Here is a 26,994-nt window from a genome sequence, read left to right on the forward strand (position 1 = left end):
GTCGTACTCACTTGCTCATGCCGGAGGTGAGGCCGTTGATGATCTGCTTGGTCGCCAGCAGGAACAGCACGATCAGCGGGATCGTGGCGATCGTGAGGCCGGCGAACAGCTGCGGCCAGTCGGTCGAGTACTCCCCGAAGAACCGGGTGAGGCCGACGGGCAGCGTGTACGAGTCGCGGTCGCGCAGCAGGATCAACGGGTAGAAGAAGTCGTTCCATACCGGCACGAAGCGGAAGACGATCACCGTCGCGAGCGCGGGCCGAACGAGCGGCAGCAGGATCTGGAGGAACGTGCGGAAGGGACCTGCACCGTCGATGCGGGCGGCCTCCTCCAGCTCGATCGGGAGGGCGCGGAAGAACACTGTGAGCACGAACGTCGTGAACGGGATGCCGAGTGCGCCGTAGACGAGGATCAGGCTGAAGATGTTGCTGGTCATCCGGAGCGAGTCCAGCAGATAGAACAGCGGGAGGATCGCGAGGTGCACCGGCAGCATGAGTCCGGAGAGGAAGACCGCCTCGATGCCGCGGAAGAACTTCGCTCTGGCCCGGGCGAAGGCGTACGCAGCGAGAACCGACACGACCGTCGTGACGATGACCGACCCCACGGTGACGGTGATCGAGTTGATGAAGTACGTGTCGAACGAGGCCGTGATCCATGCGCTCTGGAAGCTGGTGAACGTCGGCGGCACGGGCAGTCCGAGGGGCTCGGTGGCGATCTGCTGCTGTGTCCGCAGCGAGTTGTTCACCATCAGCAGCAGCGGACCGATCGCGACGAGGGCATAGCCCCACAGGAAGACGTTGGCGAGCAGGCGTCCGATGAAGGAGGTGTCGGAGGTGCGCCGGCTGCGGCGCCGCGGTGCGGTCGGCCGACCGGAGACGATCGCCTCGGTGGTCGGCTCGGTTCGGGTTTCGGTGGCGGTGCTCATCAGAACAGCTTTCGTTCGGCGCGACGCATCGTGGAGGTGATGACGACCGAGATCACCATGATGAAGATGAACAGGACGGTCGCGAGCGCGGAGGAGACTCCGATCGAGTTCGGGTTCCCCGACTCGAAGGCGGTGCGGTAGAAGAGCAGCATCATCACATCCGTCGATCCGGCCGGCGCTCCGTTGGACCCCGCCAGGGCGAACGGGATCGCCATGGCCTCCATGCTGCCGATGAAGGTGAGGACGGTGATGATGCCGATCGTCGGGGTGAGCATCGGAAGCGTGATGTATCGGAAGCGCTTGCCCGCGGTCGCGCCGTCCAGGGACGCGGCCTCTTCGATTTCCTCGGGGATACCACCGAGCGCTGCACCGTAGAGGAGGATCGGGAAGCCGATCCACTGCCATGCACTGACCAGCACGATCACCCAGATGGCGAGCTGCGGATCTCCGAGCCACGGAAGCGCGAGGCTCTCGAGCCCGACCCCGCGGAGGATCGCGTTGACCGGTCCGAACAGCGGCGAGAGCATGAGCGACCACAGGTAGCCGATGACCATCGGGCTCACGAGGTACGGGAGCGCGAAGATCGTCTGGAAGAAGCGCTTCGTGCGCTTGCGGCGGTGGAGGAGCGTCGCGATGCCGAGACCGAGCGAGTTCTGGAAGACGAGGGCTCCGGCGAAGAGGAGCAGGTTGTGCCCGAAAGCGTTCCAGAGTTCGGAGGCGTACGGCTCCTTCGTGAGCAGCGTGATGTAGTTGGCGACACCGGCGAAGCCACCCTGCTTGGTTCCCTGCCAGTCGAAGAACGAGTAGCTGAGCGCCGCGAGCATCGGATAAAGGATGAGCACGGCGAAGAGCACCGCGGCGGGGAGGACGAACAGCGTCGCAGTCGGGGTCGACAGCGCGATTCCCGTGCGCGAGCGCCGCGCCCTCTCCTGACGGACGGGGAAGGTCAGTGCCATGATGCTTCTTTCGTTGCGTGATGGGGGCGCTGGGACAGCGCCCCCATCACGGTCGGATCAGGATGCGGGGGTGAACCAGGTGGAGACGCCGGTCTGCAGGTCGCTGCCGAGCTGCTCCGGGGTCTTGTCTCCGAGGAACATCGCCTGGATGTCCGGACCGAGCACTGCGGTTCCGGTCGGGTCGCCGTATCGGAAGTCGACGAGCAGCAGGTACGGCGCCGGGTTGGCGGTGTACTGCTCGTTCATCTCCTGCATCAGCGGGTCCGAGTACTTCACACCGGGCAGAGCGGAGAACTGGTCGACCTCGTCGGCGACGAGCTGGCCGAACTCGGCCGTGGTCATCCAGTTCAACAGCTCCGTCGCGGCCTCCTGCTGGTCGCTCGAGGCGTTGATGCCGAAGCTGCCGTCGGCGTAACCGGGGGTCACCGCGTGATCGAGCGCGCTTCCCGGAGCCGGCGGCACCTCGTACACGCCCCACTCGGTGTCCGGCGCCGAGTTCTGGAACGTCGGCAGGTCGAACGATCCGCCGGGCCACTGCGCCGCCTGGCCCGAGGTGAACTGCAGCACCGCGTCGGCGACCGCGATCGCGTTGACGTTCTTGTCGAGATACTTCTGCATGTCCGAGACGATGCCGAGCGACGAGATATAGGCGGGGTCGGTGAAGTCGGCCTCTCCGTTGAGCACCTTCTCTTCGAAGTCGGCGCCACCGTAGTTGGCCGACCCCACGATGTCGTGGAACATCGGGAGCACCCAGTCCTCGCGAGCGCCGAGCGCCATCGGTGTGACGCCCTCACCGAGCAGGGTCTCCTGCAGGTCGATGAACTCATCCCAGTCGGTGGGCTCCTCGAGGCCCATCTCGTCGAACATCGTCTTGTTGTAGAACATCTGCATCGTCTGGTAGGCGAAGGGAACACCGTAGGTCGCGCCGTCATCCTTCCCCTGCGCGGCGCGGAGCACGGTCGGGTCGAACTGATCGAGGCCGTCGACGATGTCATCGATCGGGACGATCTGCTCTGACTGGATTGCCGGCTGGATGCCTCCGTAAGCGCGGAGCATGGCGATGTCGGGACCGTCGCTGCCCTCGAGGCCGGTGGCGAGGATCTGGTTGTACTCGGTGGGCTGGAAGCCTTCGAACTCGATCGTCACCCCCGGGTGCGACTCCTCGTACTTGTCGAAGACGGCCTCCCACTTCGGCGAGGACGATGCCTGCCAGGACCAGATGGTGAGGGTGACATCCTCGACGCCATCAGCCCCGTCCCCGCTGGAGGCTGCAGGTGCGCAGCCCGCCAGGGCAACGCCGGTGACGAGAAGACCTGCGGTGAGGGCAAGTCGGTTGGTGCGGTGTCGCATGGGGTTCCTCTCGGGTTGGAAGAGCCGTCTGACAGAACGGGCGCTTGTGCTGTGAAGCCTGCCGCCCACTTTGGGCAATTTCTTTCAAAAACTCAAGACCTTTCTGAAAATTCCTTCCAATCAGAGGTGACGTCTGCCATCCTGTTCGCGTGTCCACTAGTGCGATGACCGCGATCCATCAACGACTGTCGGCGCTCACGCCCACCGAACGCCGCGTCGCGGAACACGTGCTCGCCGACCCCAAGAGCGTGGTCGAGTCGTCCATCACGCAGCTCGCCTCGGCGTGCGACACCTCGATCGCGAGCATCGCACGATTCACCCAGAGCATCGGCTTCTCGGGGTACCCGGAACTTCGGCTCGCGCTCGCGACGGAACTCGATCGCAGCGCGTCCGATCGCGAGCGGTTCAAGGTGTCGGAGAGCGATGTGAGCCGCTACGACGATGCGCTCACGACCGTGCGCAAGATCGCGTTCGCCGAAGCATCCGCGATCGAGCGCACGGCGCGTCAGATCGACATCGACGAGCTCGAGCGCTGCGTGGGCGCCGTGCGAACAGCGCGCCGCATCGACATCTACGGCGCTGCGGCGAGCGGTCTGGCGGCGCAGGACCTCGAACAGAAGCTGCATCGCGCAGGACTCGTGGCACAGGCGCGCACCGACCTGCACCTCGCGCTCACCGGCGCCGCACTGCTCGACGAGCGTGACGTCGCGATCGCGATCTCGCACTCGGGGCGAACGCTCGAGATCGTGCAGTCCGCCGAGGTCGCCGCACGAACCGGGGCGACGACCATCGCCATCACCAACAACCCTCGGTCGCCTCTCGCGCGCGCCTGCGGACTCGTGCTGGTCACCGCCGTCTCCGAATCGACGTTCCGCTCCGGAGCCATGGCCAGCCGCATCGCGCAGCTCGCGGTCCTCGATTTCCTGTTCACACGCATCGCGCAGGCCGACTACGACACCATCTCCGACAACCTGCAGCGCACCTACAACGCCGTCACCGATCACAGAATCGACTGAAACCATGCTCCTCGGCATCGACCGCCTCATCCGACGCGACATCCGTCCCGAGCTGCTCGCACGGTTGAGCGGCAGCCGCATCGGCATGGTCACGAACGATCTGGCCCTGACGTCGGACCTGCGCCGCGGACGGCAGCCGCTCGGGGAGACAGGATGGACGTTCACGCGGCTCTTCGGTCCGGAGCACGGGCTGAGCGGTCGAGCCAGAGAGGGCGAACCGGTCGACGATCTCGTCGACCCGGTCACGGGTGTCGAGGTGCGCAGCCTCTACGGCGACTCGGTGCGTCCCGCCGCCGCCGACCTCGCCGATCTCGATGTGATGCTCATCGATCTGCCCGACGTGGGCGCCCGTTTCTACACCTACATCTGGACCATGAGCCATGTTCTCGAGGCGTGTGCGGATGCCGGCGTGGCCGTCGTCGTGCTCGATCGTCCGAATCCGATCGGCGGTCGCCTCGACCGCGCCGAGGGTCCGATGCTCGACGAGAGAGCGCAGTCGCTCGTGGGGCGATGGAGCATGCCGATCCGTCACGGCCTCACCATCGGCGAGTTGGCGCGCCACTGGGTGCGCACGCGCAGGATCGACCTCGATCTGCAGGTGATCGAGGTGGAGGGGTGGACGCGCGTCGCACAGGTCGGAGGCGACGGGACCTGGATGCCGCCATCGCCGAATCTCCCCAGCCCCACGACGGCACTGCTGTACCCGGGAACCTGCCTCGCCGAAGGCGTCAACGTCTCGGAGGGGCGCAGCACGGCCGTGCCGTTCCGCGTGATCGCCGCCCCCTTCATCGATGGCGAGCTCTACGCCGCTGCGATCTCCGCGGCCGAGCTTCCCGGCATCGCCGCCGTGCCGTATGGGTTCACACCTCTGGTGCGCGACCACGCCGGGGACGCCTGCGAGGGGGTGATACTGCACGTCACCGATGCGGAGGCGCTCCGCCCCGTGCACACCGGCGTCCGACTGCTCTCACTGATCGAAGAGATCCATCCCGGAGCGCTCGAGGAACGCTCCCTGGTGCCGATGCCCGGCGAATCGGAGTGGTCGCCGATCGAGAAGCTCTTCGGCGTCGACGGCGCATTCGACCAGATCGTGGGCGGCGAGTGGAACGACCCCGAGCGTCTCGCAGTGCCGGATTGGGCGGATGCAGTAGCGGAGGACCTGCTCTACCGTTCCCTGGCGTGAGCGGTGTCGACTGCCGGCGACTGCCGACCGACGACCCGGAACCAGAGCGCGAGGGGTCACCGGGTCAGGAGCCTGTCGGAGTGGGCTCAAGGGTGACGACGAGTTTCTGCGCGGATACGCCGACGCGGAGCGTGTCGATCGCTCCCTGAACAGCAGGAAGCCCCTCGCCCACGATGCGTGCCCTCGGATAGGCACGGTGACGACCCGAGGCGAGAGCTGCGCCGAGGTAGCCTCCCCAGACGGCGGGTCCGACGGGAGAGGTCGCGATGGCGCTCCCCCAGATGAACGACGCTCGGATACCTCGGGCGCGACTACGCAGTTGCAGAAGCGCCGTGCGCGTTCCCAGGCGCAGGAACAGGCGCATCCGGGTCAGGGAGAAGCCACGTCGACGGGGCTGTTCATAGAAGGACACCGGAGGACTCGCCATCGCGATCCGCGTGGCACCGGTCGCGCGCGCGATACGCAGGCAGGGCTCTGCCGACCCGACAGCGACCGCGAGGATGCCTGCGACGACGGCTCCGTTCACCGCCTCGACGATCCGGTCGACCGCCTTCGGGTCGTGGTAGTCGAATGCGGCCTCTGCACCGAGTCGGCGCATCCGCTCATGATTGCTGGCGGATGCCGTCGTGATGACCCGGTAGCCGGCCGCTCGAGCCAGTTGGATCGCGTTGCCGCCGACCGCGGTCGCACCGCCCCAGACCACGACCACCTCATCGCGTGCTTCGGCGTTCCCGAGGCCGGAGTAGCTCAGACCGAGCTGCCCGCTCTCGAAGAGACCGGCAGCCGCTGTGGACACCGCGAGTGGCAACACGGCGCCCTCTTCGAAGGCCAAGTTGTCCGGTAAAGCGGCGGCGAGACCTGCATCGACGGCCACGTAGGCCTGGAACCCGCTCTCGGAGATCGCATCTCGCCCCTTCTCCAGGCCTATGGCGTAGGCGAGGACACGATCACCGATCGCGAAGTTCGTCACGTCGGCACCGACCCCGACGACGACACCCGCGATGTCCTCTCCGAGGATCACCGGGTAGTGCAACCACCCGTACATGACGGAACCGTTGGACTGGATGATCGCGTCGAGAGGATTCACCGCGACCGCACGCACCTCGACGAGCAGCTGCCCGTGCCCCGGCCTGGGCATCGGTGCGTCTCGGACCACGAAGTCGGCGTACGGGGAATCGATCCATGCCGCAGTGTTGTCTTTCATAGCCGTCCGCTCTTCGCTCTCGATGACATCTCGTGTCATCACAGTACACCTGACGACATGCCATGCCATCATGGTCAGATGCCTCGATGGTCACCGGATGCTGCACTGCGGCTCGAAGCTGCCGCGATACTCCTCTTCGAAGAACACGGATTCGGGCCGACCACGGTCCCGCAGATCGCCGAAGCAGCCGGCCTCACCACTCGGACGTTCTTCCGGCACTTCGCGGACAAACGCGATGTGCTCTTCCTTCGCGATCGCGAGTTTCCTCACGCAGTCAGCGACTTCATGGCGTCGATCCCACCTGAAAGCTCGGCGCCGGCCACGGTGCGGGCAGGACTCACCGCAGCGGGTCGCGGCATCCAGGACTGGCGGCAACCGATCGCGCGTCGACGCAGGATCGTCGACGGCGAGCCTGCGCTGCACGAACGCGATCTTCTCCAGCGCCATCATCTCGCCCTCGCGATCGAGGAGTCCCTGAATCAGCGCGGCACCGACCCTCGGCGATCACACACTCTGGCAGCTGTCGCCGTGACGTGCTTCAGCCTGGCGATGGAGCGATGGCTCGGAGGGCCGGCCGATCTCCTGTTCGAGGAGTGCGTGGAGTCCGCATGGAACGACATACGCGACTGCGTCGACGGGTGATGTGGCGAACATCGGTGACCTTCGCGCGGCAACATCCCGCGAGACCGCGCCCAGGTGCTGGGGGAACCTCAGCGCAGGACGGGCACGACCCTCCCAAACATTTCCGTGACCAAACCGTTGCATTCGTTATCTCGCCGTTATAGAGTGATCGCACGGTGAATGTTTGCTGTGGCATACACCGCATGTGATTGCAGGACACTCTTGGTGCAAGGGACAAGGGCCGGTCGGGAGCCTCTCCGACCGGCCCTTTACTGTTGCCAGTACGCTGTTCCCATGACCGATCGCAAGCTCGCCCTCGAGGCATGGGAGAGCCTGTTCCGCGCACAGCACGAACTGTTCACGCAGATGAACACCGACTTCGATCACACCGACCTCGGGCAGGCGGAGTACGACGTGCTGCTCACGGTCACCCGCTCCCCCGGCATGTCTGCTCGGCTTCGCGATGTCACCGCCAACATGCTCATCAGCCAGCCGAGCGTGTCTCGACTCGTCGACCGGATGGTGTCGCGCGGCCTGGTCGAGAAGGGCCCTGACCCCGAAGACGGGCGCGGAGCACTCATCACCGCCACAGACACCGGGGCCCGGGAGTTCCGCGCCGTCGCCACGGTGCACGGCCGATCCATCGCCGAGCGGATGTCGGTGCTCGACGATGCCGAGTTGAAGACGCTCCGCGACCTGGCCGAGAAGCTCCGCGGGCGCTGACCCATCCCGACGCCCTCCGCCGATTTCTGGCAGGGTGGAGCGGAGTTCCTGCATCTCGCGCAGGAACGTCAGACCACCCCCTCGGGGGGACCAGGGAGGTCATTCATGGAGATCGCCGGAATCGTCGGCATCCTCGTCATCGTCGGTATCGCCGTCGTCGCCGCTGTCATCATCCTGTTGATCCTGCTGCTGTTCGCACGCAGCTGGATCAAGGTGGCTCGCGCCGATGAGGCGCTCGTCATCTCGGGACGCAAGCAGAAGGTGGCACGCGCTGTCATCGCCGCGGACGGCTCGACCACGGACGAGATGTCGGAGTCGCCCGTCACTGTCATCGTGAACGGCAAGTCGCTGGTGAACCCGATCACGCAGCGTCACGAGATCATCTCGCTGCGCTCGCGTCAGGTCTCGCTCAACGCCGAGGCGCAGTCGCTCGACAGCGTCACGCTCAACGTCGACGGCGTCGCCATCGTGAAGATCGGCTCTGACCCCATCCTCGTCCGCCGCGCCGCCGAGCGTTTCGCCTCGCAGGACGCCGCGATCGAGCAGTTCACCACCGAGCAGCTCGAAGGTGCCCTTCGCGGCATCGTCGCCACGCTGTCGGTCGTCGAGCTGATGCGCGAGCGCAAGAAGTTCTCCGACCAGATCGCCGCCGACGTCTCTCAGGAGCTCGCCGAACAGGGCCTGATCCTCGACTCGTTCCAGATCAAGGGCATCACCGACGCGGTCGGTTACATCCAGTCGCTCGGCGCCCCCGAGATCCAGGCGAAGCGTCAGTCCGCAGAGATCTCGCAGACCAACGCCGACCGCGCGATCAACCAGAAGAACATCTCGAACCAGGAAGCCAACCTGATCGAGCAGACCGCGCTCGACACGAACACGGCGAACTCGAACGCCGGCATCGGCCGTGCGCGCGCCGAGGCCGAGCAGGCCGAGAACCTCGCCCGCGAGCAGGCTCAGCAGGCCGTTCTGCAGCAGCAGGCCGAGAACCGTCAGGCCCAGCTCGACGCCGACGTCAAGCGCGTCGCCGACGCCCAGCGGTACGAGGCCGAGACTCGCGCCCAGGCCGAGCTCTACACGCGTGAGCGTGCGGCAGAGGCCGGCGCGATCGAGCAGGTCAAGCAGGCCGAGGCCCGCACCCGCATCGCCGAACAGCAGGCCCAGGCCGACAAGGCCAAGGCCGACGGTGAAGCCGCAGCCGCGATCGCTCGCGCGACGGGTGAGGCCGACGCGCTGCGCGCGCAGGCCGAGGCCGAGTCCGAGGCTCGCCGCCTGCGTGCGAACGCCGAGGCCGACGCCATCCGCGCCGAAGGTGAGGCGCGAGCCGCGGCCGTCGAGGCCGAGGCGAAGGCCATCGCCTCCAACCAGGACGCATTCCTCTCGCAGCGCGTGCTCGATGTGCTGCCGTCGATCATGGCGGAGTTCTCGAAGGGCTACGCAGCGATCGGCAGCGTCTCGATCGTCGGCGGCTCGAGCGAAGACGGCGCGTCGAACCTCGTCGGCGCCGACAGCGCCAAGGCACTGAAGTCGGTGTTCGACAGCGTCAGTTCGGCGACCGGGCTCGACCTCGCGTCGATCATCCAGGGACAGGCCGTGGGCCGTGGCATCGGAGAGGGTGTGGCGCAGGCATCCGCCCCGGCGCCGACCCGCCAGCCGAAACCCACGACTCCCCCGCCGGCCGCATCGGCACCGGCGGCTCCTGCCTCGGAGTAGTCAGCACACGGAACACAGCGGATGCCGCGACCGATCGGTCGCGGCATCTTCTGCATCCTGCTCGTTCCGGCAGACTGGAGCGGTGCCGACCACCGCCTTCGACCTCGCCGCCATCGGCGAAGGACTCTCCTTCGCCGCGGCGGTCGATGAGCTCTCCTCGGCTCTCGACGCGCACCGATCAGTCGTCGTCAGCGCACCCCCGGGCACCGGCAAGACCACGCTCGTGCCGCCACTCGTCGCATCGAAGGCGACGGGCCGCGTGATCGTCACCCAGCCCCGCCGCGTCGCCGCACGCGCAGCCGCCCGGCGACTCGCCCACCTCGACCGCACCCCACTCGGCACCCGCGTGGGCTTCACCGTCCGCGGCGAGCGCTCCGCAGGACCCGAGACGCTGGTCGAGTTCGTCACCGCCGGCGTGCTGCTGCGGCGGATGCTCGACGATCCGGGGCTCGACGGCGTGAGCGCCGTGATCATCGACGAGGTGCATGAGCGAGCGCTCGAGACCGATCTGCTGATCGGCCTTCTCTCTGAGGTGCGTGAGCTGCGGGACGACCTGACTGTCATCGCCATGTCGGCCACCCTCGATGCCCCGCGCATCTCCGCCGTCCTCGGCACCGACGATCAGCCCGCGCCGATCGTCGACCACGATGTCCCCGCCTTCCCGCTCACCGAGCACTGGGCTCCGAGTCCCGTGCCGCGACTCGATGAGCGCGGGGTCACCTGGGGATTCCTCGATCACGTCGCCGAGACCACGGCCTCCGCTGCCAGGGAGCTCACCCGAGAGGATCCTCTGGCCGATGTGCTCGTCTTCGTACCGGGCGTCCGGGAGGTCTCCGAGATCGCCCGCCGCCTCCGCACCGCGGGCGACGCGTTCGACGTGCGCGAGCTGCACGGACAGATCCCCGCGGCAGAGCAGGATGCCGTGATCCGCGGCCGCGCAGCGGATGCCCCGCCGCGCATCATCGTCACGACATCGCTCGCCGAGTCGTCGCTCACGGTGCCCGGCGTGCGCCTGGTCGTCGACAGCTGCCTCGCTCGACACCCGCAGCGAGACGCCGCCCGCGGCATGACGGGCCTGGTGACCACCGCCGCCTCCCGCTCGTCGTGCGTGCAGCGCGCAGGGCGCGGCACCCGCCAGGGCCCCGGCATCGTGGTCCGCTGCGTCGACGAGCGCACCTATGCAGCCGCTCCTGCGCGCCCGGCGCCCGAGATCGCGGTGACCGACCTCGCGGATGCTGCGCTGCTGCTCGCCTGCTGGGGCGCCCCTGGCGGTGCCGGCCTGCGGATGATCGACCCGCTGCCCGCCCAGAACCTGGCCGAGGCCCTCGCCGTGCTCCAGGGTCTCGGCGCGATCGATGACGCGGGTCGCGCCACCGCGGAAGGCCGCATCCTGGCGCGCATCCCGACCGATCCCCGACTCGCCCGTGCTCTCCGCGACGGGAGCGCGGCGGTCGGAGCACGACTCGCTGCCGAGGTCGTGGCGCTGCTGGGCGGCGACCTGCGCGTCGCCGAGGCCGACGTCGCGCAGGCGATCATCGCGCTGCGAGGCGGTCGGGCGCCGGATGCTCGTCGATGGCGCAGCGACGCCGATCGCCTCGAGCGCATGGTGCGCCCGACGCCCGGGGTTCGCTCGGATCTCGACGGGGTCGGCCTCGTGATCGCGCTCGCCTTCCCCGAGCGGATCGCTTACCGCGTCGAGCGCACCGCCGAGGGCGCGACGTTCCTGCTGGCATCCGGCACCCGTGCGGGCGTGCGCGGTCCGCTCGCGGCGGTCGAGTGGCTCGCCGTCGCGGACGTCGCGCGTGCCTCGGCCCGTGCGGCAGCCGGATCCGGCGCGATCATCCGATCCGCTGCCGCGCTCACCGAAGCGCAGATCGAGAGCGCCGCGAGTCACCTCATGACCGACCGTGTCGACGCGGAGTTCACCGGAGGCCGTGTCCAGGCTCGTCGCGAGCGCCGCATCGGTGCGATCCTGCGCTCCTCGGCACCGGTGCGCGCATCGGCGCAAGAGGGGCGGGATGCCGTGCGCCGGGCGATGCGGCGAGACGGACTCGGCATGTTGTCGTGGTCCGAGGGCGCAGACGCCCTGCGGCGCCGTCTGGCTCTGCTGCGACGCGAGATCGGCGAACCCTGGCCCGATGTGTCGGATGCCGGACTGATCGCGACCCTGGATGCCTGGCTGGCGCCGGAGCTCGACGCCCTCGCGGGTGGCGCACCCGTGAGCCGACTGGATCTGGCGTCGGCTCTTCGCCGGCTGCTCCCCTGGCCCGAGGCCGCACGGCTCGAGGAGTTCGTTCCTGACCGGCTCGAGGTACCCACCGGGTCTCGCATTCGCATCGACTACCCGCCGCACGACGACGCGACCGCGCGCCCTGTCGTCGCCGTGAAGCTGCAGGAGTGCTTCGGCTGGGCGGAGACCCCGCGGCTGGTCGACGGACGGGTGCCCGTGCTGTTCCATCTGCTGTCCCCCGCAGGGCGCCCGCTCGCCGTCACCGACGACCTCGCCTCGTTCTGGTCCGGGCCTTACGCGCAGGTGCGAGCCGAGATGCGCGGCCGTTACCCGAAGCATCCGTGGCCCGAGGATCCCTGGGCCGCCGCGCCGACCAGGCACACCAAGAACCGCTCCGCGCGCTGAGCGACGGATTCCGTCGAGGCTCAGGGCGTGCGGCGCCGCAGAGTCAACGACGCGAGCACCAGCGCGCCGACCCCGAACGCCACGACCACCAGCAGCGGCCCGTAGACGTCCCACCCGTCGTCGCCGGCCGTCACGGCGTTGATCGTGTCGATCGCATAGCTGAGCGGCAACCAGTCCGAGATCGCGTGCAACACGTCGGGCATCTGGTCGCGCGGCATGAAGAGCCCGCCGAGGATGATCTGCGGGAAGACCAGCAGGGGCATGAACTGCACGGCCTGGAACTCGGTCTGGGCGAACGCGCTGGCGAGCAGCCCGAGCGCCGTGCCGAGAAGCGCGTCGACCACCGCGACGAGTCCGAGCTGCCAGAGTTCGCCCTCGACATCGAGACCGCACACTCCGACCGCGAACGACACCGTGATGACGGCCTGCAGCAGCGCCATGAGACCGAAGGCCAGGGCATACCCGAGGATGAAGTCGGCCTTTCCGAGGGGCGTCGTCATGAGCCGCTCGAGCGTGCCGGATCGCCGTTCTCGCAGCGTCGTGATCGACGTGATCAGGAACATCACGATGAAGGGGAACAGCGCGAGGATCGCACCGCCGAACTGATCGAACACTCCGTCCTGGTCGCTGAACAACCAGGCGAAGAGGCCCACGAGCAGACTCGGGGCGATGAGCATCAGAGCGATGGAGCGAGGGTCATGGCGCAGCTGGCCGAGAACCCGTCCGGATGTCGCAAGCATCCGCCGGCCGTTCATCCGTCCGCCTCCCGTCTCTCGCGCCGCGTGCGTGGTGCAGTGGATCCGTCGTACAGGCGAGTGTCGCGCTCGATCAGCGCGAGGAAAGCCGCATCGGGATCGGCTGTACCGGTGTCGGCGAGGAGAGCCGCCGGCTCGGTGTCGGCGATGATCCGTCCGTCTCGCATCAGCACCAGCCGGTCGCATCGCAGGGCCTCGTCCATCACGTGGCTCGAGACGATCATCGTGACGCCGCGTTCAGCGAGGCCGCGGAACAGGTCCCACAACTCGACCCGCAGCACAGGGTCGAGTCCGACGGTCGGCTCATCGAGCACGATGAGCTCTGGCGCACCGAGAAGAGCCATCGCGAGGGAGACGCGGGTCGTCTGCCCGCCGCTGAGCGAGCCGACGAGCTGCCGCTCCTGGCCGCCCAGCCAGACCTCGTCGATGACCCTGTCCACGTCGCCCTTCGGGGCCTTCAACACGGCCGCCAGGTACGAGAGGTTCTGGCGCACCGTGAGGTCACTGTAGACGGCGGCACCCTGAGTGCCGTACGCGACGCGATGGCGCAGGTTCCGGGATCCCCCGGCTCGTCGAGCACTGACACGGCTCCCGATACGATGCGCTGTACTCCGACGATCGCGCGCAACAGGGTGGTCTTGCCGCATCCCGAGGGTCCGAGCAGTCCGGTGATCTCGCCGCGGGGAATCGTCAGGTCGATGCCGTCGAACACCTGCGTGGTGCCCCTGCGCACATGGAGCCCCGAGATCTCGACCGCCGGACCGTTCGTCATGCTTGATTATCCGCCCGGACAGCCGCGCCGGCGACCCCTAGTCGAGCAGGTGCCGCAGGTAACGCGGCGGGTCTTGCAGGAACGAGCGCCAGTGGTTCACGATCTCGAGATCGCCCCATTCGGCGGGGCGGATCCCCCAGTCACCCACTTCGAGAATGCGAGCCCCCGGCAGCGCGGCGAGCACCGGCGAGTGCGTGGCGCAGAGCACCTGGCCCCCCTCGTCGACGATGCGCTGCAGCACCGCGATGAGGGTGAGCGTCGACTGGAACGACAGCGCCGCCTCGGGCTCGTCGAGACAGTAGAACCCCGGCTCATCGAATCTGCTCTCGAGGAGGGCGAGGAACGATTCACCGTGACTCATCTCGTGGAACGGCACGTCGCCCCGCGGCGAGGGATTCTCTTCGAGGTACGTGTAGAAGGAGTGCATCGTCTCGGCCCGCAGGAAGAATCCCCAACGGTTCGCACCGACACCGCGCTGCAGTTGCAGCCATTCCGACAGTGGAGACTCCGTCGGACGGGTGCTGTGCCTGGCGAACTTCGAACCGCCCTCGGGCGACAGACCGTAGGCGACCGCGATGCCCTCGACGATCGTCGACTTGCCGCTGCCGTTCTCGCCGACGAGAAAGGTCACCCCGGGCGCGAGATCGATCCCCTCTCTGAGCACCTGAGCGACCGCGGGGATGCTCGTGGGCCACACGTGTCCGGGCTCGGGCGCGTCGTCGTCTGCCCGCACGGCGACGACCGGCTGCTCGCGCCGCCGGCGACTGCCGGGGGTCCAGATCGATTCCATCTCCGCGAGACTACCGGCCACCGCCGACATGGCGAGGGGCGTCAGCACTCGATAACGTTGACCGCGAGGCCGCCCTCGCTGGTCTCCTTGTACTTCGTCGACATGTCGATGCCGGTCTGGCGCATCGTCTCGACGACCGCGTCCAGAGACACGTAGTGACTGCCGTCGCCGCGCAGGGCGAGGCGTGCCGCCGTCACCGCGGTGGAGGCTGCGATCGCGTTGCGTTCGATGCACGGGATCTGCACGAGGCCGCCGATGGGGTCGCAGGTGAGTCCGAGGTGATGCTCCATGGCGATCTCCGCGGCGTTCTCGATCTGCCGGTTCGTGCCGCCCATCACCGCGGTCAGGCCGCCTGCGGCCATGGCGCACGCCGAGCCGACCTCGGCCTGGCATCCACCCTCGGCGCCCGAGATCGACGCGTTCGCCTTGAACAGCGAGCCGAGAGCAGTGGCAGTGAGCAGGAAGCGTCGGATGCCGCGGCGGCGGTTCGCCTCGGCGACCGCGTCGGGGTCGTCGATCGCTCCGACGGCGAGGAGCGACGCCTCCGCGCCGAAGCCGAGCAACGCGCTGCCCACGAGCTCTCCATACGGCGTCACCGCGTTGCCGACGCCGAGACCCGAGTCGGCGAGGAACCGCCACCAGTACATGGCGACGGCGGGGAGGATGCCGGCGGCGCCGTTCGTCGGAGCGGTGACGACCCGACCGCCCGCCGCGTTCTCCTCGTTGACGGCGAGAGCGAAGGCACCCAGCCACTCCCCGGGAAGCTCGCGATGCCCGTCGGCCTCGGTCTCTTCGAGCTGCCCGCGGATCGCACTCGCGCGACGCTTGACCTTGAGCATGCCGGGCAGCACCCCGTCGGAGTGCAGGCCGTTGTCGACGCAGGCGGCCATCGCATCCCAGATCGCGTCGAGTCCTGCGGCGACGTCTTCTTCTGAGCGCTGCGCGGTCTCGTTCAGGCGAGCGATCTCAGCGATCGAGAGTCCGTGCTCGTCGCACAGCGCGAGCAGTGATGCGGCATCCGCATACGAGTACGGCAGCGGGGCAGCGGAGATCTTCGCCTCCTCGCCGTCCCGACGGATGAACCCGCCGCCGACGGAGTAGTACGTCTGCTCGGCGACGACGCCCTCGGCGGCGTCCCATGCCGTGATCGTCATGGCGTTCGGATGACCGGGCAGCCGTGTCCTCGGTTCGAACACGATGTCCGTCTTCGAGAATGGGATCTCGTGCACCCCGTCGATCCGCACCGTCGCGCCGTCGCGGAGGTCGGTCCACGCCGCCCGCACATCGGCCGGATCGCAGGTCTCCGGCGCGAGCCCACGGAGTCCGGCGACGACGGCATCCGGCGTGCCATGTCCGATGCCGGTGGCGCCGAGAGAGCCGTACAGCGTGCATCCGACTCGGGCGACGCGGTCGAGCGCTCCGGACGAGCGCAGGCGATGCGCGAACTCAAGCGCGGCGCGCATCGGTCCGACCGTGTGGGAGCTCGAGGGGCCCACTCCGATGGAGAAGAGATCGAAGGCCGAGACGTACGCTGTCACCTCCCCAGCCTACGTCGTCGGGCTGCGGCGACAGGCTACTGTTGGCGCGTGAACGATGACGCCGCCATCCTGCTCTTCCTCGCCGCCGGGAGCGTCGTACTGATCGGAATCGTCGTTTTCGGCATCCTGAGCTCCCGACGCACACGCACCGCGCAGACGCCGAGCTTCACCGTGCGTCAGGCGTGGATCGGCGAGCAGCCGTTCCTCGAGAGCAGCGATCTCGCCCTGGACGACAAACGGCAGGAAGAGCTGTTCCGCCAGACGTATCCGCTGGGTGGAACGCTCACGGTCGCGGTCGCGGGGGCCGACGGCGAGGCGGTCGAGCGCGAGGTCGAGGTCGTGCGCATCGGGCGCAGCCTCCGTTCCGGATGGCCGAACGCGAAGTTGGGACTGTCGGCCTACTTCCGCGAGTGGGATAACAGCGAGTTCCCGACCGCATTCGCGGTGAGGGGCTCCGGCGGCGTGGCCGAGATCGCCATGGATGCCGATGGCGTCATCGCCAGAGATGCCTCCGGCGCCGACATCTGGAGTGCTGCATGGTCGTCGCTGCTCTTCTCGAACGGCCCCGACATCGTCGTGGACGGCGGCTCCGCCGGGACCGTGCGATTCGAGTACGTCGATGGCTCGGAGCTCGAAGAACTCCTGATCAAATACGGCACTCTGAAGCAGATGCACTTCTGATCCTGCGTCAAGGCCCTTCCTCCCCTGGGGTGTCGCGTCGGATGCTGAAAGGGCACTCGATGCGAAAGGGACGATCATGACGAACAGCACACCTGCCCAGGACCCGAGCTCGGGCCTCGACCCCGAGGCGCAGACGCCCACCCCGACACCCACCTCCGGCGACGCCGGCGAGTTCAAGGACACGGGGAACACGGCCGAGAAGAACACCGCCGAGAAGCCCGAGCAGGCGGAGTCACCCGAGGACGCCGACCCGTCTGAGGTTCCGAGCAACGACGAGCTCGAGGAGCCGAGCACCGAGAAGGATCCGTCGGAAGAGCCGAAGGCCCCCGCACGCAACGACCCCGAGCCCGACCATGAGGCGGTCGGGATCGGGGTCATCGACGGTCCGGAGACCGACGAGGACGACTGAGCGACTCCTACCTCGCTCGGCCGCCCGTCCGCTCCCGTCGCGATGCACCCTGCGACAGGAGCGGAAGCGTCACTCGACGAGCTTGCCCTCGGTGTCGACCTCGCGCATGAGCTCCGCGATCTCGGCCGGGATCTCCGGGATCGGCTCGTGCGTCACTCCCCCGGTGGGCGACCAGACGAGGTTGACCTGCAGCGTGGGATCCGTGTCGGGATAGTCGCTGCGGTTGTGGCACCCTCGCGTCTCGCGGCGCTCGAGTGCGGCCTCGATCGTGGCACGGGCGGCGAGCGCCGACGCCTTCAGATCGAACGCATGGGCGAGGTCCTGGAACCCGGCGATGTCGGGGTGGATACCGATGTCCTCCATCCTTCCCTCGATCATGTCGAGGTCGGCGAGGCCGGCACGAAGCCCCTCCTCCGACCGCACGACACCGGCATGCTGGGTCATCGTGTTGCGGATCGCCCGTTGCAGCGCTCGGACGTTCTCCCGGCCGTCCGCCGCGAGAAGGTCGTCGATCTCGGCGCGGGCCTCGGCCACGGCATCCGCCGACCGACGCTGCGCGTCGAGACCCGCCGCATGCGCCATCGCCGCCTGACCGACGATGCGGCCGTAGACGAGCAGTTCGATGAGCGAGTTGCCGCCGAGACGGTTGGCCCCGTGCAGCCCGCTCGATGCCTCGCCGATCGCATAGAGACCGTCGACGTCGGTCTGGTGGTCGTCCGGGCGCACCCACACGCCACCCATCGAATAGTGCGCGGTGGGCGCGATCTCGATCGGCTCGGTGGTGATGTCGAGCATCTGCAGCTCCATCATCGTCTGGTAGACGCGGGGCAGCCGAGTCATGATCGTCTCGCGCGGCAGGTGCGACACGTCGAGCCAGACGCCGCCGTTCTCGGTGCCACGCCCCTCGGCGATCTCGGTGTACGCGGCGAGTGCGACGCGGTCGCGTGTCGAGAGCTCCATGCGCTCGGGGTCGTACTTCGACATGAACCGCTCGCCGAGGGCGTTGCGCAGGATGCCGCCTTCGCCGCGCGCGGCCTCCGAGATGAGAGTGCCGGCGGCGTTCTCGGGCTCGATGATGCCCGACGGGTGGAACTGCACGAGCTCGGGGTCGCGCAGTCGGGCCCCTGCCTCGACCGCGAGGCGGAACGAGTCGCCGGTGTTCTCGTCACGACGCGACGAGGTGCGTCGCCAGATGCGGTTGTGGCCGCCGGCGGCCAGGATCACGGCATCCGCGTGGATCAGGTAGCGCGTGCCGTCTGACTGGTCGAAGCCGTAGGCGCCGAACACGACGTTGTCGCGCACGAGCAGCCGTGTGATGTAGACGTGGTCGAGGATCGGGACCTCGAGCTGCTCGGCCTTGGCGACGAGCGTGCGCTGGATCTCGAGCCCCGTGTAGTCGCCCGCGAACGCGGTGCGGCGGAACGTGTGCGCGCCGAAGAATCGCTGCGAGATGCGTCCATCGTCTTCGCGCGCGAAGTCCATACCCCAGCGCTCGAGGTCGCGGATGCCGCGCTCGGCCCCCTGCGTCACGATCTCGACCGTGTGGGGGTTGGCGAGCAGATAGCTCTCTTTGATGGTGTCGGCCGCGTGCTGCTGCCAGCTGTCGCCCTCGTCCATGGTGCCGAGCGCGGCGTTGATGCCGCCGGCGGCGAGAGAAGTGTGGGCATCCTGTCGGGGGCGTTTGCCGACGGCGAGGACGTCGATGCCGTGTTCGGCGACCTCGATCGCCGCACGCAGCCCGGAACCGCCTGTGCCGATCACGAGGACCGTGGTGGAGATCTGTCGTTCGCGAGTACTCATGCATTTCACGCTAGTTAGGGCGACCTAATAACTCCAATGCATAGTTCTACTGGAATCGATAGACTGCAGGCATGAACCTCGAGCAGCTCCGCGGGTTCGTCGAGGTCGCCCGCCTCGGCCATTTCACCCGCGCCTCCGAGTACCTGCACCTCGCGCAGCCGTCGCTGAGCCGGCAGATATCGACCCTCGAGCGCGAGCTCGGCGCGGAGCTGTTCCACCGCGCGCGCGGCCACATCGCTCTCACGGCCGCCGGCGAGGCTCTGCTTCCGCGGGCGCAGCGGATGCTCGCCGAAGCCGAGGCGATCCGCGACGAGATGGGCGAGCTCGCCGGGCTCCGCCGAGGCCGCGTCCGTCTCGGCGCTCCCCCGACCCTGTGCATCAGCCTCGTCGCCGAGGCCATCAGCGCGTTCCATGCGGCCCACCCCGGCGTCGACCTGCACCTCGACGAGAGCGGCTCCCGCCTGCTGGTCGATCAGCTCGCCGTGGGCGCGGTCGACATCGCCCTGATCACGGAATCGACGGGACCACCTCCCTCAGGATTCAGCCTCACGCGCATGCCGCTGCTCACCGAGGAGCTGGTGGTCGTGTCGGCGGCGTCCCAGCCTCCAGTCGCGGTCACCCCGGCGATCGGGCTCGATCATCTCGCCACGCTGCCGCTGATCGCGCTCGATGAGACCTATGAGCTGCGGGCGACCACCGACGCGGCCTTCCGCTCTGCAGGGATCACGCCGAACCACGTGCTGGTCGGAGCGGAGATGGATGCCGTGCTCCGCTTCGTCGAGCGCGGGGTGGGTGTCGCCGTCGTCCCGGCGATGGTGCTCTTCGATCAGCCCGCTCTGCGTTCGGTGCGACTCACGCATCCGATGATGAGGCGCACCGTGAGCCTCGCGCATCGCGCCGACGTGACCCCGGCGGTGGCAGTGGCCGCGATGCGCGATGTGATCCTCACCACCGCCGCGGACTACGCGCGACGCGACCCGGCGATCACGAGCCTGCTCGACTGATCGCCGGCGGATCCCCCCAGCGCTGGGCGCAGGAAGAGAATGTCCGGAGAAACAGAAAACCCCGCCGCTCTCGCGACGGGGTTTTCCGGTGATGTGCGCCCGAAGGGACTCGAACCCCTAACCTTCTGATCCGTAGTCAGATGCTCTATCCATTGAGCTACGGGCGCTCCTGGACCGCTCAGCGGGCCGTGGAACAGCCTATAACAGTCTCAGCGTGAATGCGAATCGATGCCTCAGTCGTCCTGCTCCTGCTCGACCTTCGAATTCCGCTTGGCCTTGGCGCGCTGCTGCGACGACAGCGCCTGCAGATCGACGAGCCTCAGTGCCTGCATCCTGGCCTCACGCATGCGGTCGTAATCGGGGTCCTGATCGGGGCGCATCCCCTCGACCCGCAGCCTGCGATCGAGGTTGTGTCGCACATCCGCCCAGGCACCCGCGCGGGCCTCCTCGACGATGGTGCGGAGAGCCGCGTCGTCGCCCATCAGCTCGCGCAACTTCGTGGCGACACCGTGGGACTGCTTGGCACGGCGGCGGAGATTGCGCACGTCGCGATCCCGGTAGTCGTGGGTGCCCGACGGGTCGGAGTGCCGCCCGCGCGCCCTTTTGCGCAGCGCGACGAGGTTCTGTTCGACCTCTTCGGACTCCTCGGCCATCGCCCGGAGAGCCTCGCGGGCGTCGGCGATGTACTTGTCCGTGTCGAAGATCCCGTTCTCGGCGATCGTGCCGATCAGGATGTGATTCTTGACGGCGAGGCGCGCGGCGGCGGTCGCGATCGCGACGCCTTCCGCGATGGCATCCGCAGTTCGTCCCACCGCAACCTCCTTGCTTCGAGCGTACCCGTTCCGCTGCCGGTTCCTGTGGGTCAGAATGTTCGCTATCGACTCTGACCGCGCCGATCGGGCGCGGTGGCACTCGGACCGCAGAGGGAGGAGACGGCGTGGCGAGACTCGCACTGGCCCGGAACACGACAGTCGTCACCGGAGCCGCCAACGGGATGGGGGCGGAGATCGCACGCCTCCTCGCCCGACGCGGGGTGCACCTCGCACTGATCGACCATGACGCGGCCGCTCTGTCCACCGTCGCCGCAGAGCTGCAGGGCACCACCGTGACGACTCACGTGGTCGACCTGCGCGACGACGCCGCGGTCTTCGCCACGGCCGACGAGATCATCCGGCAGCACCCTCGCATCAATGCGCTGATCACCTGCGCCGGTTCATCGATGCTCGGGACACTCGACCAGTTGACCCTCGAGGAGATGCGCTGGCTGACCGACGTGAACCTCTGGGGCACTGTGTCGATCACCAAGGCGCTGCTGCCCGCGCTGCGCGCAGCACCCGCCGCGCACATCACCCATCTCGCGAGCGTCTACGCGCTCGCAGCGCCGGCGGGGCGCATCCCCTATGCGCTGAGCAAGTTCGCCGTACGTGGGTTCTCCGAGGCATTGCGTCATGAGCTCGAGGATTCATCGGTGACGGTCGGCGCCGTATACCCGGCCGGCGTGCGCACCGGGATCATCCTGCACGGGCGTCATGCCGCGGCACTCGACCCGGCGGTGGCCGCACGTGCGGCCACCGCGCAGGCGGCGATGTACCGCACAGAGCCCTCGGATGCCGCCGCCGTCATCGTGGACGCGACCGAGAGGCGCCGGGCCCGCACCATGGTCGGGCGCGAGGCTCGTCTCGTCGATGCTCTGGCGCGACTCTGGCCGACGGGCTACTGGAGGGTGATGCGACGCCCGCTGCGACAGGCAGTGGACACGACGACACCCGTCGCCTGATCGCCGATCACCCGACGGCGCCGATCACCCGACGGTGCCGACCCAGATGGCCGAGGCCCACCGTTGCTGTTCGGCATCGCAGCCGACCGAACCGGGAAAGCCCCGCACCACGGCCATGCAATTCGCGAGGAACTCGGGGTCGCCGCCGAACATCGACTCGTAGCCGCCGGAAGAGGTCAGGGCGCCCCACACCCGGAACTGGTAGATGTGCGCGAGTTCGTGCGCCATCGCCCATTCGAGTCGGCCATCGCTCCATTCGACGACGTCGGCCCGGTACTTGATGTATCCGTTGCTGTTGGCGCACGCAGGGGCAGTGCCACCGGCGCAGGATGCGGATTCGTACAGCCCCACCCCCTGCCCGCCGACACGATCGAGAGCGGCTCGCACGCGGGCATAGCCGTCTGGTCCGCTCGACGACCACGCGGGTCCGGACGGATTCGCGTACTGCGCAGCCTGCCAGGTGGCGACATCATCGCCGACCCTGTCGGCCAGCGCGTGAACGGTCGCGGTCGCGGCCGCGACGGTCGCCGGGTCGCTCCGCTCGGCGAGCACGGTCTGCTGGGCAGAGAGCACGGCAGCACGATGCGTCGCGGTGTCGACCTTGCCGTCTGCTCCCGTGACTGCGGCGTCGAATGCCGCGATCTCGGCGAGGAACGCGGGGCGCACCTCGAGCACCGACGCGCGTTGGGCTGCCTGTTTCTCGGCGATGGAGATCGAGCCCTCGAGATGATCGGTGCGCATGAGCGCCGTGCGGGTCGACTGCGAGAGCGCCTCGAACTCGGCGATCACCTCCGCACGCTCGGAATCCAGCGCGGCGGCGCGACTGGCGGCTCCTCCGGCGAGGAGTACCGCGGCGACGACCGCGACCGACACGACTCTTCTGATCACACGGCGCCCCTCATCGCAGGAACCCCGTGTCGTCGGAGAGCTGAGAATCCTGCTCGGCGATATGGGACCGGAGGTCCGTCAGCTTCTCCGCCAAGACGAGGTTCGCGTCGCGGGCCGCGTCGAGCTTCTCCCTGACCTCCGTGACGGCCGCGCGAGCATCGTCGAGAGCGTCGACCCGCTGCTGGTCTGCGACCACGACGAGCACGGCCCCGCCGACCACGAGCAGCCCCCCGACGACCACAGCGGTACCCCGCATATCGCTCCCCAGCTGAAGACGTACGTCCGGAACGATTCCGTAGGGTCAATATATCTGTGGCGGCGAGGGTCTGCTACCTCACGATGGCGGGCGCGGCCGAACGGAATCGACGCAGTCGAAGGCTGTTGAGCACCACGAAGATGCTGGAGAACGCCATCGCAGCCCCTGCGAACATGGGGTTCAGCAGCCCGAGCGCCGCGAGAGGGATCGCCGCCACGTTGTAGGCGAGCGCCCAGAACAGGTTGCCCCGGATCACGCCCAGGGTGCGGCGCGCGAGTCGGATGGCATCGACAGCACCCCACAGGTCGCCGCGCACGAGCGTGAGATCGGATGCCTCGATGGCGGCGTCCGTGCCCGTGCCCATCGCGATGCCGAGGTCGGCCTGCGCGAGTGCCGCGGCATCGTTGACGCCGTCGCCGACCATGGCGACGACCCGGCCGCGCCGCTGCAGCGCCACGATCTCGTCGACCTTGCCCTCGGGCAGCACTCCCGCGCGCACCTGCGAGATGCCGACGCCTTCCGCGACCCGTGCCGCGGCGCGGATGTTGTCGCCCGTCAACAGCACGGGGTCGAGGCCGAGTGCGCGCAGAGCGCCGATCGCATCGGCGCTGGTGGGCTTGACCTGATCGGCGACCACGAGAATTCCCCGCACCCGTCCGTCCCATGCGACGGCGACGGCCGTGCGTGCATCGCCCTCAGCCTTCGCGAACGTCGCTGTGAGCGCGTCGTCGAGACGCAGCGCCCACTCCTCGAGGAACGAGGGGCGCCCGACCAGCACTGCGCGACCGTCGACGACGCCGGCGACCCCGCGTCCGCCGGATGCACGGAAGTCGGTGACCGGCGAGAGGTCGCCGGCGCGTTCGAGCGCGCCGCGCACGATCGCCTGCGCGATGGGATGCTCCGACGCTTCCTCGAGAGCCGCCGCCGTTCGCAGCACGTCGTCGGCATCCTCCCCCTCCGCGGCGACGACCTCGAGCAACGTCATGCGTCCGGTCGTCACGGTGCCTGTCTTGTCGAGCACGATCGTGTCGACGCGACGGGTCGACTCGAGCACCTCGGGTCCCTTGATGAGCACGCCGAGCTGAGCACCCCGCCCCGTGCCGACCAGCAGCGCCATGGGGGTCGCCAGTCCGAGCGCGCACGGGCAGGCGATGATGAGCACGGCCACTGCCGCGGTGAATGCTGCCGCCGAGCCTCCTCCGACCAGCATCCAGGCGGCCAAGGTCAGTGCCGCGATCGCGAACACGATGGGCACGAACACCGTCGCGAGCCGATCTGCCAGACGCTGCGCCTCGGCCTTGCCCGACTGCGCCTCCTCGACGAGACGGGCCATGCGAGCGAGCTGCGTGTCGGCGCCGACTCGCGTCGCCGACACGACGAGACGTCCGCCGACGTTGACGGTGGCTCCCGTGACGGAGTCGCCGGGGCGCACCTCGACGGGCACGGACTCCCCGGTGAGCATGGAGGCATCCACGGCCGACGATCCTTCGCGGACGATCCCGTCGGTGGCGATCTTCTCCCCCGGCCGAACGACGAAGTCGTCGCCGACCAGAAGCCGGTCGAGTGGCACACGCTCCTCCACGCCGTCGCGCAGGATCGCCACATCCTTGGCGCCGAGTTCGCCGAGCGCCCGGAGCGCGGCACCGGCGCGCCTCTTGGAGCGCTGCTCGAGGAAGCGCCCGAGCAGCAGGAACATCGTGACACCGGCCGCGACCTCGAGGTAGATGCTGCCGAGGCCGTCACCGCGTTCGATCGTGAAGCGGAACGGGTGCGTCATCCCCCACATACCCGCCGTGCCGAAGAACAGGGCGTAGAGCGACCACAGGTAAGCGGCCGTCACCCCGACGGAGATCAGCGTGTCCATGGTGACGGCTCGATGTCGCGCGTTCAGCACCGCTGCTCGGTGGAACGGCCACGCAGCCCACGTGACCACGGGCGTGGCGAGAACGAGCGACACCCACTGCCAGCCCGCGAACTGCAGTGGCGTGATCATCGAGAGCGCGATCACGGGAACCGCGAGCGACACCGCGACGAGCAGCCGCAGACGCAGCAGGCGATACGCCGGGTCGGTGCCGCTGTCGACCTGCGCACGGGGAACGCTCGCGGCGTACCCGGTGCGCACGACCTCGGCGATCAGGTCGTCGACGGCGACGTCAGGGCCGGCCTCGACGTGCGCCTTCTCGGTCGCGTAGTTGACCGAGGCGGCGACGCCCTCCATGCGGTTGAGTCGCTTCTCGATCCTCGACGCGCACGACGCACAGGTCATGCCGCTGATGTCGAGGTCGTATGAGACTGCGGTGTCGGGCATCATGCGCCTCAGGCGCGTGCGGCGGTGTAGCCGGCCTCATCGACGGCCGCCAGAACCTCAGCATCGTCGACGGGAGCGTCGGAGGTGATCACCAGCGAGCCGGATGCCGCGCTGACAGCGATGTCGGTCACCTCGGGGAGCTTCGCGACCTCGCGACGCACGGAGCCTTCGCAGTGCCCGCAGGTCATTCCGGTGACGGCGTAGGTGGTGACGGTCATGTCCAGTCCTCTCGATCGGTGTGTCATACCCCAGGGGGGTATCCATCTCTTGACAAGAGCATACCCCTTCAGGGTATTCCGCAGGCGGATCCTCCGGGAATCGGCGCTGTGGCGTCAGCGGGAGGACTCGCGCGCCGCCAGACGGCTCTCCGCCGCCGCCTGGCCGCTGGCGAGGTGCCGAGGGATCAGGATGCGCAGGGCATCCTCGTCACGAGCTGTCACCGCTTCGAGGATCACCCGATGCTCGTCTGCCATCGCGGGCAGATCGTCGTGTTGCCCGAAGAGCCACCGCAACCGGGTGACGAACACCCCGGTCAGCTCGCCCAGCATCTCGTTCCCGGCGAGTCCTGCCGCGATCTCGTGGAACTCCGCGGCCGCGATGCGCGCTGCCTCGACGTCATCCTCGGCAGCTGCGACGACCTCTCGCTCGTACGCCGCCCGGAGCCTCGCGATCCCCTCCTCGGTGTGCCGTTGCGCGGCGAAAACGAAGATCAACGTCTCGATCGCCTCGCGCACCTCGCCGAAGTCCTGGATGTCACGTCGCGTGAATTCGCGCACGACGGCCCAACTGCGGGGCCTCGCGACCACGACCCCTTCGCCGACGAGAGCGCGGATCGCCTCGCGTACCGGAAGTCTCGAGACGTCGAGTTCGGCGGCGATGTCGCGTTCCACGAGGCGAGAACCGGGCAGCCGACGGCCCAGGATGATGTCATCGCGCAGAACGCGTGCCACCCGCACCGACTCGAGTTCGCCGGCAGCCCCCAGATCCGCCATACCGGGATTCTGTCACTAGCGGATGGGCGGGACAAGTTTGGTATCCCGTTCCGGGATCAGGGCAGACGGTTCGCGATCGCGAGGTTGGCCTCGAGTTCCTGCGCGTTCTGACGCACCACGTATGCAGGGCGGTCGCGTTCGACCCGCCACGATTCGCTCAGCGCACCGACGTTGACGGTGTCGAAGCCGGCCTGGTCGTAGAAGCGAGTGACGAAGGCGACCGCTTCGGCGTCGTCGCCCGCGGTCGCAAGGGCGCGGCGGTTCGGGGTTCCTGTCGGCGCGCCGTCGACCGTGATGTCGGCCGCGTAGATGTGGTTGAAGGCCTTGGCGACACGCGAGGTGGGCAGATGCTTCTGCAACAGCTCCGATGTGGTCGTCTCTCCGTTGTCGAGCGCCTCGATGTGGCCGTCGCGTTCGAAGTAGTAGTTGTTCGTGTCGAGCACGATCTTGCCGGCGAGCGGCTCGACCGGCAGCTCGCCGATCCTGCCGAGCGGCACGGTGACCACCACGACATCGCCCGCCTGGGCTGCCTCCGCCGCCGTCGCGGCCTTCGCCTGAGAGCCCAGCTCTGCGACGAGATCTGCGAGCGTCTCGGGACCGCGGGAGTTCGCGATCACGACGTCGTATCCGTTCGCCACCGCGACGCGCGCGACCTGGCTGCCGATGTGTCCTGCACCGATGATTCCGAGAGTGGTCATATC

The 26,994-nt window shown here is 68.3% G+C and carries 26 protein-coding genes and 1 tRNA gene; 10 read left to right on the plus strand and 17 right to left on the minus strand.

Translation table 11 applies throughout. The features are described from left to right. Nucleotides 1-7: 7 nt before the first annotated feature. Genes ACZZZN_RS11850 through ACZZZN_RS11860 form a run of 3 tightly spaced genes read right to left on the minus strand, consistent with a single transcriptional unit; the run spans nucleotide 8 to nucleotide 3,231 of the window. A complete protein-coding gene (locus tag ACZZZN_RS11850) occupies nucleotides 8-925 on the minus strand; it encodes a carbohydrate ABC transporter permease (protein WP_463505342.1) in 918 nt (305 codons plus the stop codon). Beyond that, nucleotides 925-1,881, minus strand: coding sequence for a carbohydrate ABC transporter permease (locus tag ACZZZN_RS11855; RefSeq protein WP_463505343.1), 957 nt, complete (start codon nucleotides 1,879-1,881; stop codon nucleotides 925-927). The genes ACZZZN_RS11850 and ACZZZN_RS11855 overlap by 1 nt, the downstream gene beginning before the upstream one ends. Nucleotides 1,882-1,938: 57 nt before the next feature. Beyond that, a complete protein-coding gene (locus ACZZZN_RS11860) occupies nucleotides 1,939-3,231 on the minus strand; it encodes an ABC transporter substrate-binding protein (RefSeq protein WP_463505344.1) in 1,293 nt (430 codons plus the stop codon). A gap of 164 nt (nucleotides 3,232-3,395) precedes the next feature. Here ACZZZN_RS11860 and ACZZZN_RS11865 point away from each other — a divergent pair, with 164 nt between their 5' ends. After that, nucleotides 3,396-4,247: a MurR/RpiR family transcriptional regulator gene (locus ACZZZN_RS11865; RefSeq protein ID WP_463505345.1), complete on the plus strand. Its 852-nt coding sequence runs from the start codon at nucleotides 3,396-3,398 to the stop codon at nucleotides 4,245-4,247. A gap of 4 nt (nucleotides 4,248-4,251) precedes the next feature. Next, the gene (locus ACZZZN_RS11870; RefSeq protein ID WP_463505346.1) at nucleotides 4,252-5,430 is read left to right on the plus strand and encodes an exo-beta-N-acetylmuramidase NamZ family protein; all 1,179 of its coding nucleotides are present in this window, start codon (nucleotides 4,252-4,254) and stop codon (nucleotides 5,428-5,430) included. Nucleotides 5,431-5,494: 64 nt separating this feature from the next. Here ACZZZN_RS11870 and ACZZZN_RS11875 read toward each other — a convergent pair whose 3' ends face one another. Beyond that, nucleotides 5,495-6,634, minus strand: coding sequence for a zinc-binding alcohol dehydrogenase family protein (locus ACZZZN_RS11875; protein WP_463505347.1), 1,140 nt, complete (start codon nucleotides 6,632-6,634; stop codon nucleotides 5,495-5,497). A 78-nt stretch (nucleotides 6,635-6,712) separates the two neighbouring features. Between ACZZZN_RS11875 and ACZZZN_RS11880 the strand changes: the two genes are divergently transcribed. The 4 genes from ACZZZN_RS11880 to hrpB all read left to right on the plus strand — a co-directional run bounded on the left by ACZZZN_RS11880 (nucleotide 6,713) and on the right by hrpB (nucleotide 12,323). Continuing rightward, nucleotides 6,713-7,276: a TetR/AcrR family transcriptional regulator gene (locus tag ACZZZN_RS11880; protein WP_463505348.1), complete on the plus strand. Its 564-nt coding sequence runs from the start codon at nucleotides 6,713-6,715 to the stop codon at nucleotides 7,274-7,276. A gap of 273 nt (nucleotides 7,277-7,549) precedes the next feature. Beyond that, a complete protein-coding gene (locus ACZZZN_RS11885) occupies nucleotides 7,550-7,978 on the plus strand; it encodes a MarR family winged helix-turn-helix transcriptional regulator (RefSeq protein WP_463505349.1) in 429 nt (142 codons plus the stop codon). Between the two features lie 105 nt (nucleotides 7,979-8,083). Further along, on the plus strand, nucleotides 8,084-9,688 hold the full coding sequence (locus ACZZZN_RS11890) for an SPFH domain-containing protein (RefSeq protein WP_463505350.1): 1,605 nt from the start codon (nucleotides 8,084-8,086) through the stop codon (nucleotides 9,686-9,688). Between the two features lie 82 nt (nucleotides 9,689-9,770). After that, nucleotides 9,771-12,323 (plus strand): ATP-dependent helicase HrpB, encoded by a 2,553-nt coding sequence (gene hrpB, locus ACZZZN_RS11895; protein ID WP_463505351.1) that lies wholly within the window; start codon nucleotides 9,771-9,773, stop codon nucleotides 12,321-12,323. A 20-nt stretch (nucleotides 12,324-12,343) separates the two neighbouring features. Here the strand turns inward: hrpB and ACZZZN_RS11900 are convergent, their stop codons facing one another. From ACZZZN_RS11900 to ACZZZN_RS11915, 4 genes are all read right to left on the minus strand, one after another. After that, nucleotides 12,344-13,078 carry an ABC transporter permease gene (locus ACZZZN_RS11900; RefSeq protein ID WP_463505352.1) on the minus strand — a complete coding sequence of 245 codons (735 nt, stop codon included), beginning with the start codon at nucleotides 13,076-13,078 and terminating at the stop codon, nucleotides 12,344-12,346. Beyond that, nucleotides 13,075-13,725 (minus strand): ATP-binding cassette domain-containing protein, encoded by a 651-nt coding sequence (locus ACZZZN_RS11905; RefSeq protein WP_463505353.1) that lies wholly within the window; start codon nucleotides 13,723-13,725, stop codon nucleotides 13,075-13,077. Before ACZZZN_RS11905 ends, ACZZZN_RS11900 begins: the two co-directional genes overlap by 4 nt. A gap of 162 nt (nucleotides 13,726-13,887) precedes the next feature. Next, on the minus strand, nucleotides 13,888-14,640 hold the full coding sequence (locus tag ACZZZN_RS11910) for an AAA family ATPase (protein ID WP_463505354.1): 753 nt from the start codon (nucleotides 14,638-14,640) through the stop codon (nucleotides 13,888-13,890). Nucleotides 14,641-14,681: 41 nt separating this feature from the next. Continuing rightward, entirely contained in the window at nucleotides 14,682-16,178 is a 1,497-nt protein-coding gene (locus ACZZZN_RS11915; protein ID WP_463505355.1) for an L-serine ammonia-lyase, iron-sulfur-dependent, subunit alpha, read from the minus strand. Between the two features lie 48 nt (nucleotides 16,179-16,226). Here ACZZZN_RS11915 and ACZZZN_RS11920 point away from each other — a divergent pair, with 48 nt between their 5' ends. Further along, entirely contained in the window at nucleotides 16,227-16,859 is a 633-nt protein-coding gene (locus ACZZZN_RS11920; RefSeq protein WP_463505356.1) for a hypothetical protein, read from the plus strand. A 76-nt stretch (nucleotides 16,860-16,935) separates the two neighbouring features. Then, nucleotides 16,936-17,268 carry a hypothetical protein gene (locus tag ACZZZN_RS11925; RefSeq protein ID WP_463505357.1) on the plus strand — a complete coding sequence of 111 codons (333 nt, stop codon included), beginning with the start codon at nucleotides 16,936-16,938 and terminating at the stop codon, nucleotides 17,266-17,268. Between the two features lie 69 nt (nucleotides 17,269-17,337). Here the strand turns inward: ACZZZN_RS11925 and ACZZZN_RS11930 are convergent, their stop codons facing one another. After that, nucleotides 17,338-19,068, minus strand: coding sequence for an L-aspartate oxidase (locus ACZZZN_RS11930; protein ID WP_463505358.1), 1,731 nt, complete (start codon nucleotides 19,066-19,068; stop codon nucleotides 17,338-17,340). A gap of 71 nt (nucleotides 19,069-19,139) precedes the next feature. Between ACZZZN_RS11930 and ACZZZN_RS11935 the strand changes: the two genes are divergently transcribed. Next, on the plus strand, nucleotides 19,140-20,072 hold the full coding sequence (locus ACZZZN_RS11935) for a LysR family transcriptional regulator (RefSeq protein ID WP_463505359.1): 933 nt from the start codon (nucleotides 19,140-19,142) through the stop codon (nucleotides 20,070-20,072). A gap of 94 nt (nucleotides 20,073-20,166) precedes the next feature. On the opposite strand, the gene ACZZZN_RS11940 is transcribed toward ACZZZN_RS11935, so the two are convergent. After that, nucleotides 20,167-20,239: transfer RNA gene (locus ACZZZN_RS11940), tRNA-Arg, on the minus strand. Nucleotides 20,240-20,305: 66 nt separating this feature from the next. Next, nucleotides 20,306-20,884, minus strand: coding sequence for an asparagine synthase (locus ACZZZN_RS11945; RefSeq protein ID WP_463505360.1), 579 nt, complete (start codon nucleotides 20,882-20,884; stop codon nucleotides 20,306-20,308). 125 nt (nucleotides 20,885-21,009) lie between these two features. Between ACZZZN_RS11945 and ACZZZN_RS11950 the strand changes: the two genes are divergently transcribed. Further along, entirely contained in the window at nucleotides 21,010-21,849 is an 840-nt protein-coding gene (locus ACZZZN_RS11950) for an SDR family NAD(P)-dependent oxidoreductase (RefSeq protein ID WP_463505361.1), read from the plus strand. A gap of 24 nt (nucleotides 21,850-21,873) precedes the next feature. Here ACZZZN_RS11950 and ACZZZN_RS11955 read toward each other — a convergent pair whose 3' ends face one another. The 6 genes from ACZZZN_RS11955 to ACZZZN_RS11980 all read right to left on the minus strand — a co-directional run bounded on the left by ACZZZN_RS11955 (nucleotide 21,874) and on the right by ACZZZN_RS11980 (nucleotide 26,991). Continuing rightward, nucleotides 21,874-22,737, minus strand: a complete 864-nt coding sequence (locus tag ACZZZN_RS11955) for a hypothetical protein (protein ID WP_463505362.1) — start codon at nucleotides 22,735-22,737, stop codon at nucleotides 21,874-21,876. A 10-nt stretch (nucleotides 22,738-22,747) separates the two neighbouring features. Next, entirely contained in the window at nucleotides 22,748-22,993 is a 246-nt protein-coding gene (locus ACZZZN_RS11960; RefSeq protein ID WP_463505363.1) for a hypothetical protein, read from the minus strand. Nucleotides 22,994-23,066: 73 nt separating this feature from the next. Continuing rightward, nucleotides 23,067-25,301, minus strand: a complete 2,235-nt coding sequence (locus ACZZZN_RS11965) for a heavy metal translocating P-type ATPase (protein WP_463505364.1) — start codon at nucleotides 25,299-25,301, stop codon at nucleotides 23,067-23,069. An 8-nt stretch (nucleotides 25,302-25,309) separates the two neighbouring features. Continuing rightward, complete coding sequence (locus ACZZZN_RS11970; protein WP_463505365.1) at nucleotides 25,310-25,519, minus strand: heavy-metal-associated domain-containing protein; 210 nt, start codon at nucleotides 25,517-25,519, stop codon at nucleotides 25,310-25,312. Between the two features lie 114 nt (nucleotides 25,520-25,633). Continuing rightward, complete coding sequence (locus ACZZZN_RS11975; protein WP_463505366.1) at nucleotides 25,634-26,293, minus strand: GntR family transcriptional regulator; 660 nt, start codon at nucleotides 26,291-26,293, stop codon at nucleotides 25,634-25,636. A 56-nt stretch (nucleotides 26,294-26,349) separates the two neighbouring features. Next, nucleotides 26,350-26,991: an NADPH-dependent F420 reductase gene (locus tag ACZZZN_RS11980; protein ID WP_463505367.1), complete on the minus strand. Its 642-nt coding sequence runs from the start codon at nucleotides 26,989-26,991 to the stop codon at nucleotides 26,350-26,352. Nucleotides 26,992-26,994 lie beyond the last annotated feature (3 nt).

Source organism: Microbacterium sp. AC145 (assembly GCF_979258505.1).

Bases quoted from the DNA above. Each gene is read 5' to 3' on its own strand.
- ACZZZN_RS11850 (WP_463505342.1), bottom strand. From the start codon at position 925: ATGAGCACCGCCACCGAAACCCGAACCGAGCCGACCACCGAGGCGATC.
- ACZZZN_RS11855 (WP_463505343.1), bottom strand. From the start codon at position 1,881: ATGGCACTGACCTTCCCCGTCCGTCAGGAGAGGGCGCGGCGCTCGCGC.
- ACZZZN_RS11860 (WP_463505344.1), bottom strand. From the start codon at position 3,231: ATGCGACACCGCACCAACCGACTTGCCCTCACCGCAGGTCTTCTCGTC.
- ACZZZN_RS11865 (WP_463505345.1), top strand. From the start codon at position 3,396: ATGACCGCGATCCATCAACGACTGTCGGCGCTCACGCCCACCGAACGC.
- ACZZZN_RS11870 (WP_463505346.1), top strand. From the start codon at position 4,252: ATGCTCCTCGGCATCGACCGCCTCATCCGACGCGACATCCGTCCCGAG.
- ACZZZN_RS11875 (WP_463505347.1), bottom strand. From the start codon at position 6,634: ATGAAAGACAACACTGCGGCATGGATCGATTCCCCGTACGCCGACTTC.
- ACZZZN_RS11880 (WP_463505348.1), top strand. From the start codon at position 6,713: ATGCCTCGATGGTCACCGGATGCTGCACTGCGGCTCGAAGCTGCCGCG.
- ACZZZN_RS11885 (WP_463505349.1), top strand. From the start codon at position 7,550: ATGACCGATCGCAAGCTCGCCCTCGAGGCATGGGAGAGCCTGTTCCGC.
- ACZZZN_RS11890 (WP_463505350.1), top strand. From the start codon at position 8,084: ATGGAGATCGCCGGAATCGTCGGCATCCTCGTCATCGTCGGTATCGCC.
- ACZZZN_RS11900 (WP_463505352.1), bottom strand. From the start codon at position 13,078: ATGAACGGCCGGCGGATGCTTGCGACATCCGGACGGGTTCTCGGCCAG.
- ACZZZN_RS11905 (WP_463505353.1), bottom strand. From the start codon at position 13,725: ATGCGGCAAGACCACCCTGTTGCGCGCGATCGTCGGAGTACAGCGCAT.
- ACZZZN_RS11910 (WP_463505354.1), bottom strand. From the start codon at position 14,640: ATGGAATCGATCTGGACCCCCGGCAGTCGCCGGCGGCGCGAGCAGCCG.
- ACZZZN_RS11925 (WP_463505357.1), top strand. From the start codon at position 16,936: ATGACGAACAGCACACCTGCCCAGGACCCGAGCTCGGGCCTCGACCCC.
- ACZZZN_RS11930 (WP_463505358.1), bottom strand. From the start codon at position 19,068: ATGAGTACTCGCGAACGACAGATCTCCACCACGGTCCTCGTGATCGGC.
- ACZZZN_RS11935 (WP_463505359.1), top strand. From the start codon at position 19,140: ATGAACCTCGAGCAGCTCCGCGGGTTCGTCGAGGTCGCCCGCCTCGGC.
- ACZZZN_RS11960 (WP_463505363.1), bottom strand. From the start codon at position 22,993: ATGCGGGGTACCGCTGTGGTCGTCGGGGGGCTGCTCGTGGTCGGCGGG.
- ACZZZN_RS11965 (WP_463505364.1), bottom strand. From the start codon at position 25,301: ATGCCCGACACCGCAGTCTCATACGACCTCGACATCAGCGGCATGACC.
- ACZZZN_RS11970 (WP_463505365.1), bottom strand. From the start codon at position 25,519: ATGACCGTCACCACCTACGCCGTCACCGGAATGACCTGCGGGCACTGC.
- ACZZZN_RS11975 (WP_463505366.1), bottom strand. From the start codon at position 26,293: ATGGCGGATCTGGGGGCTGCCGGCGAACTCGAGTCGGTGCGGGTGGCA.
- ACZZZN_RS11980 (WP_463505367.1), bottom strand. From the start codon at position 26,991: ATGACCACTCTCGGAATCATCGGTGCAGGACACATCGGCAGCCAGGTC.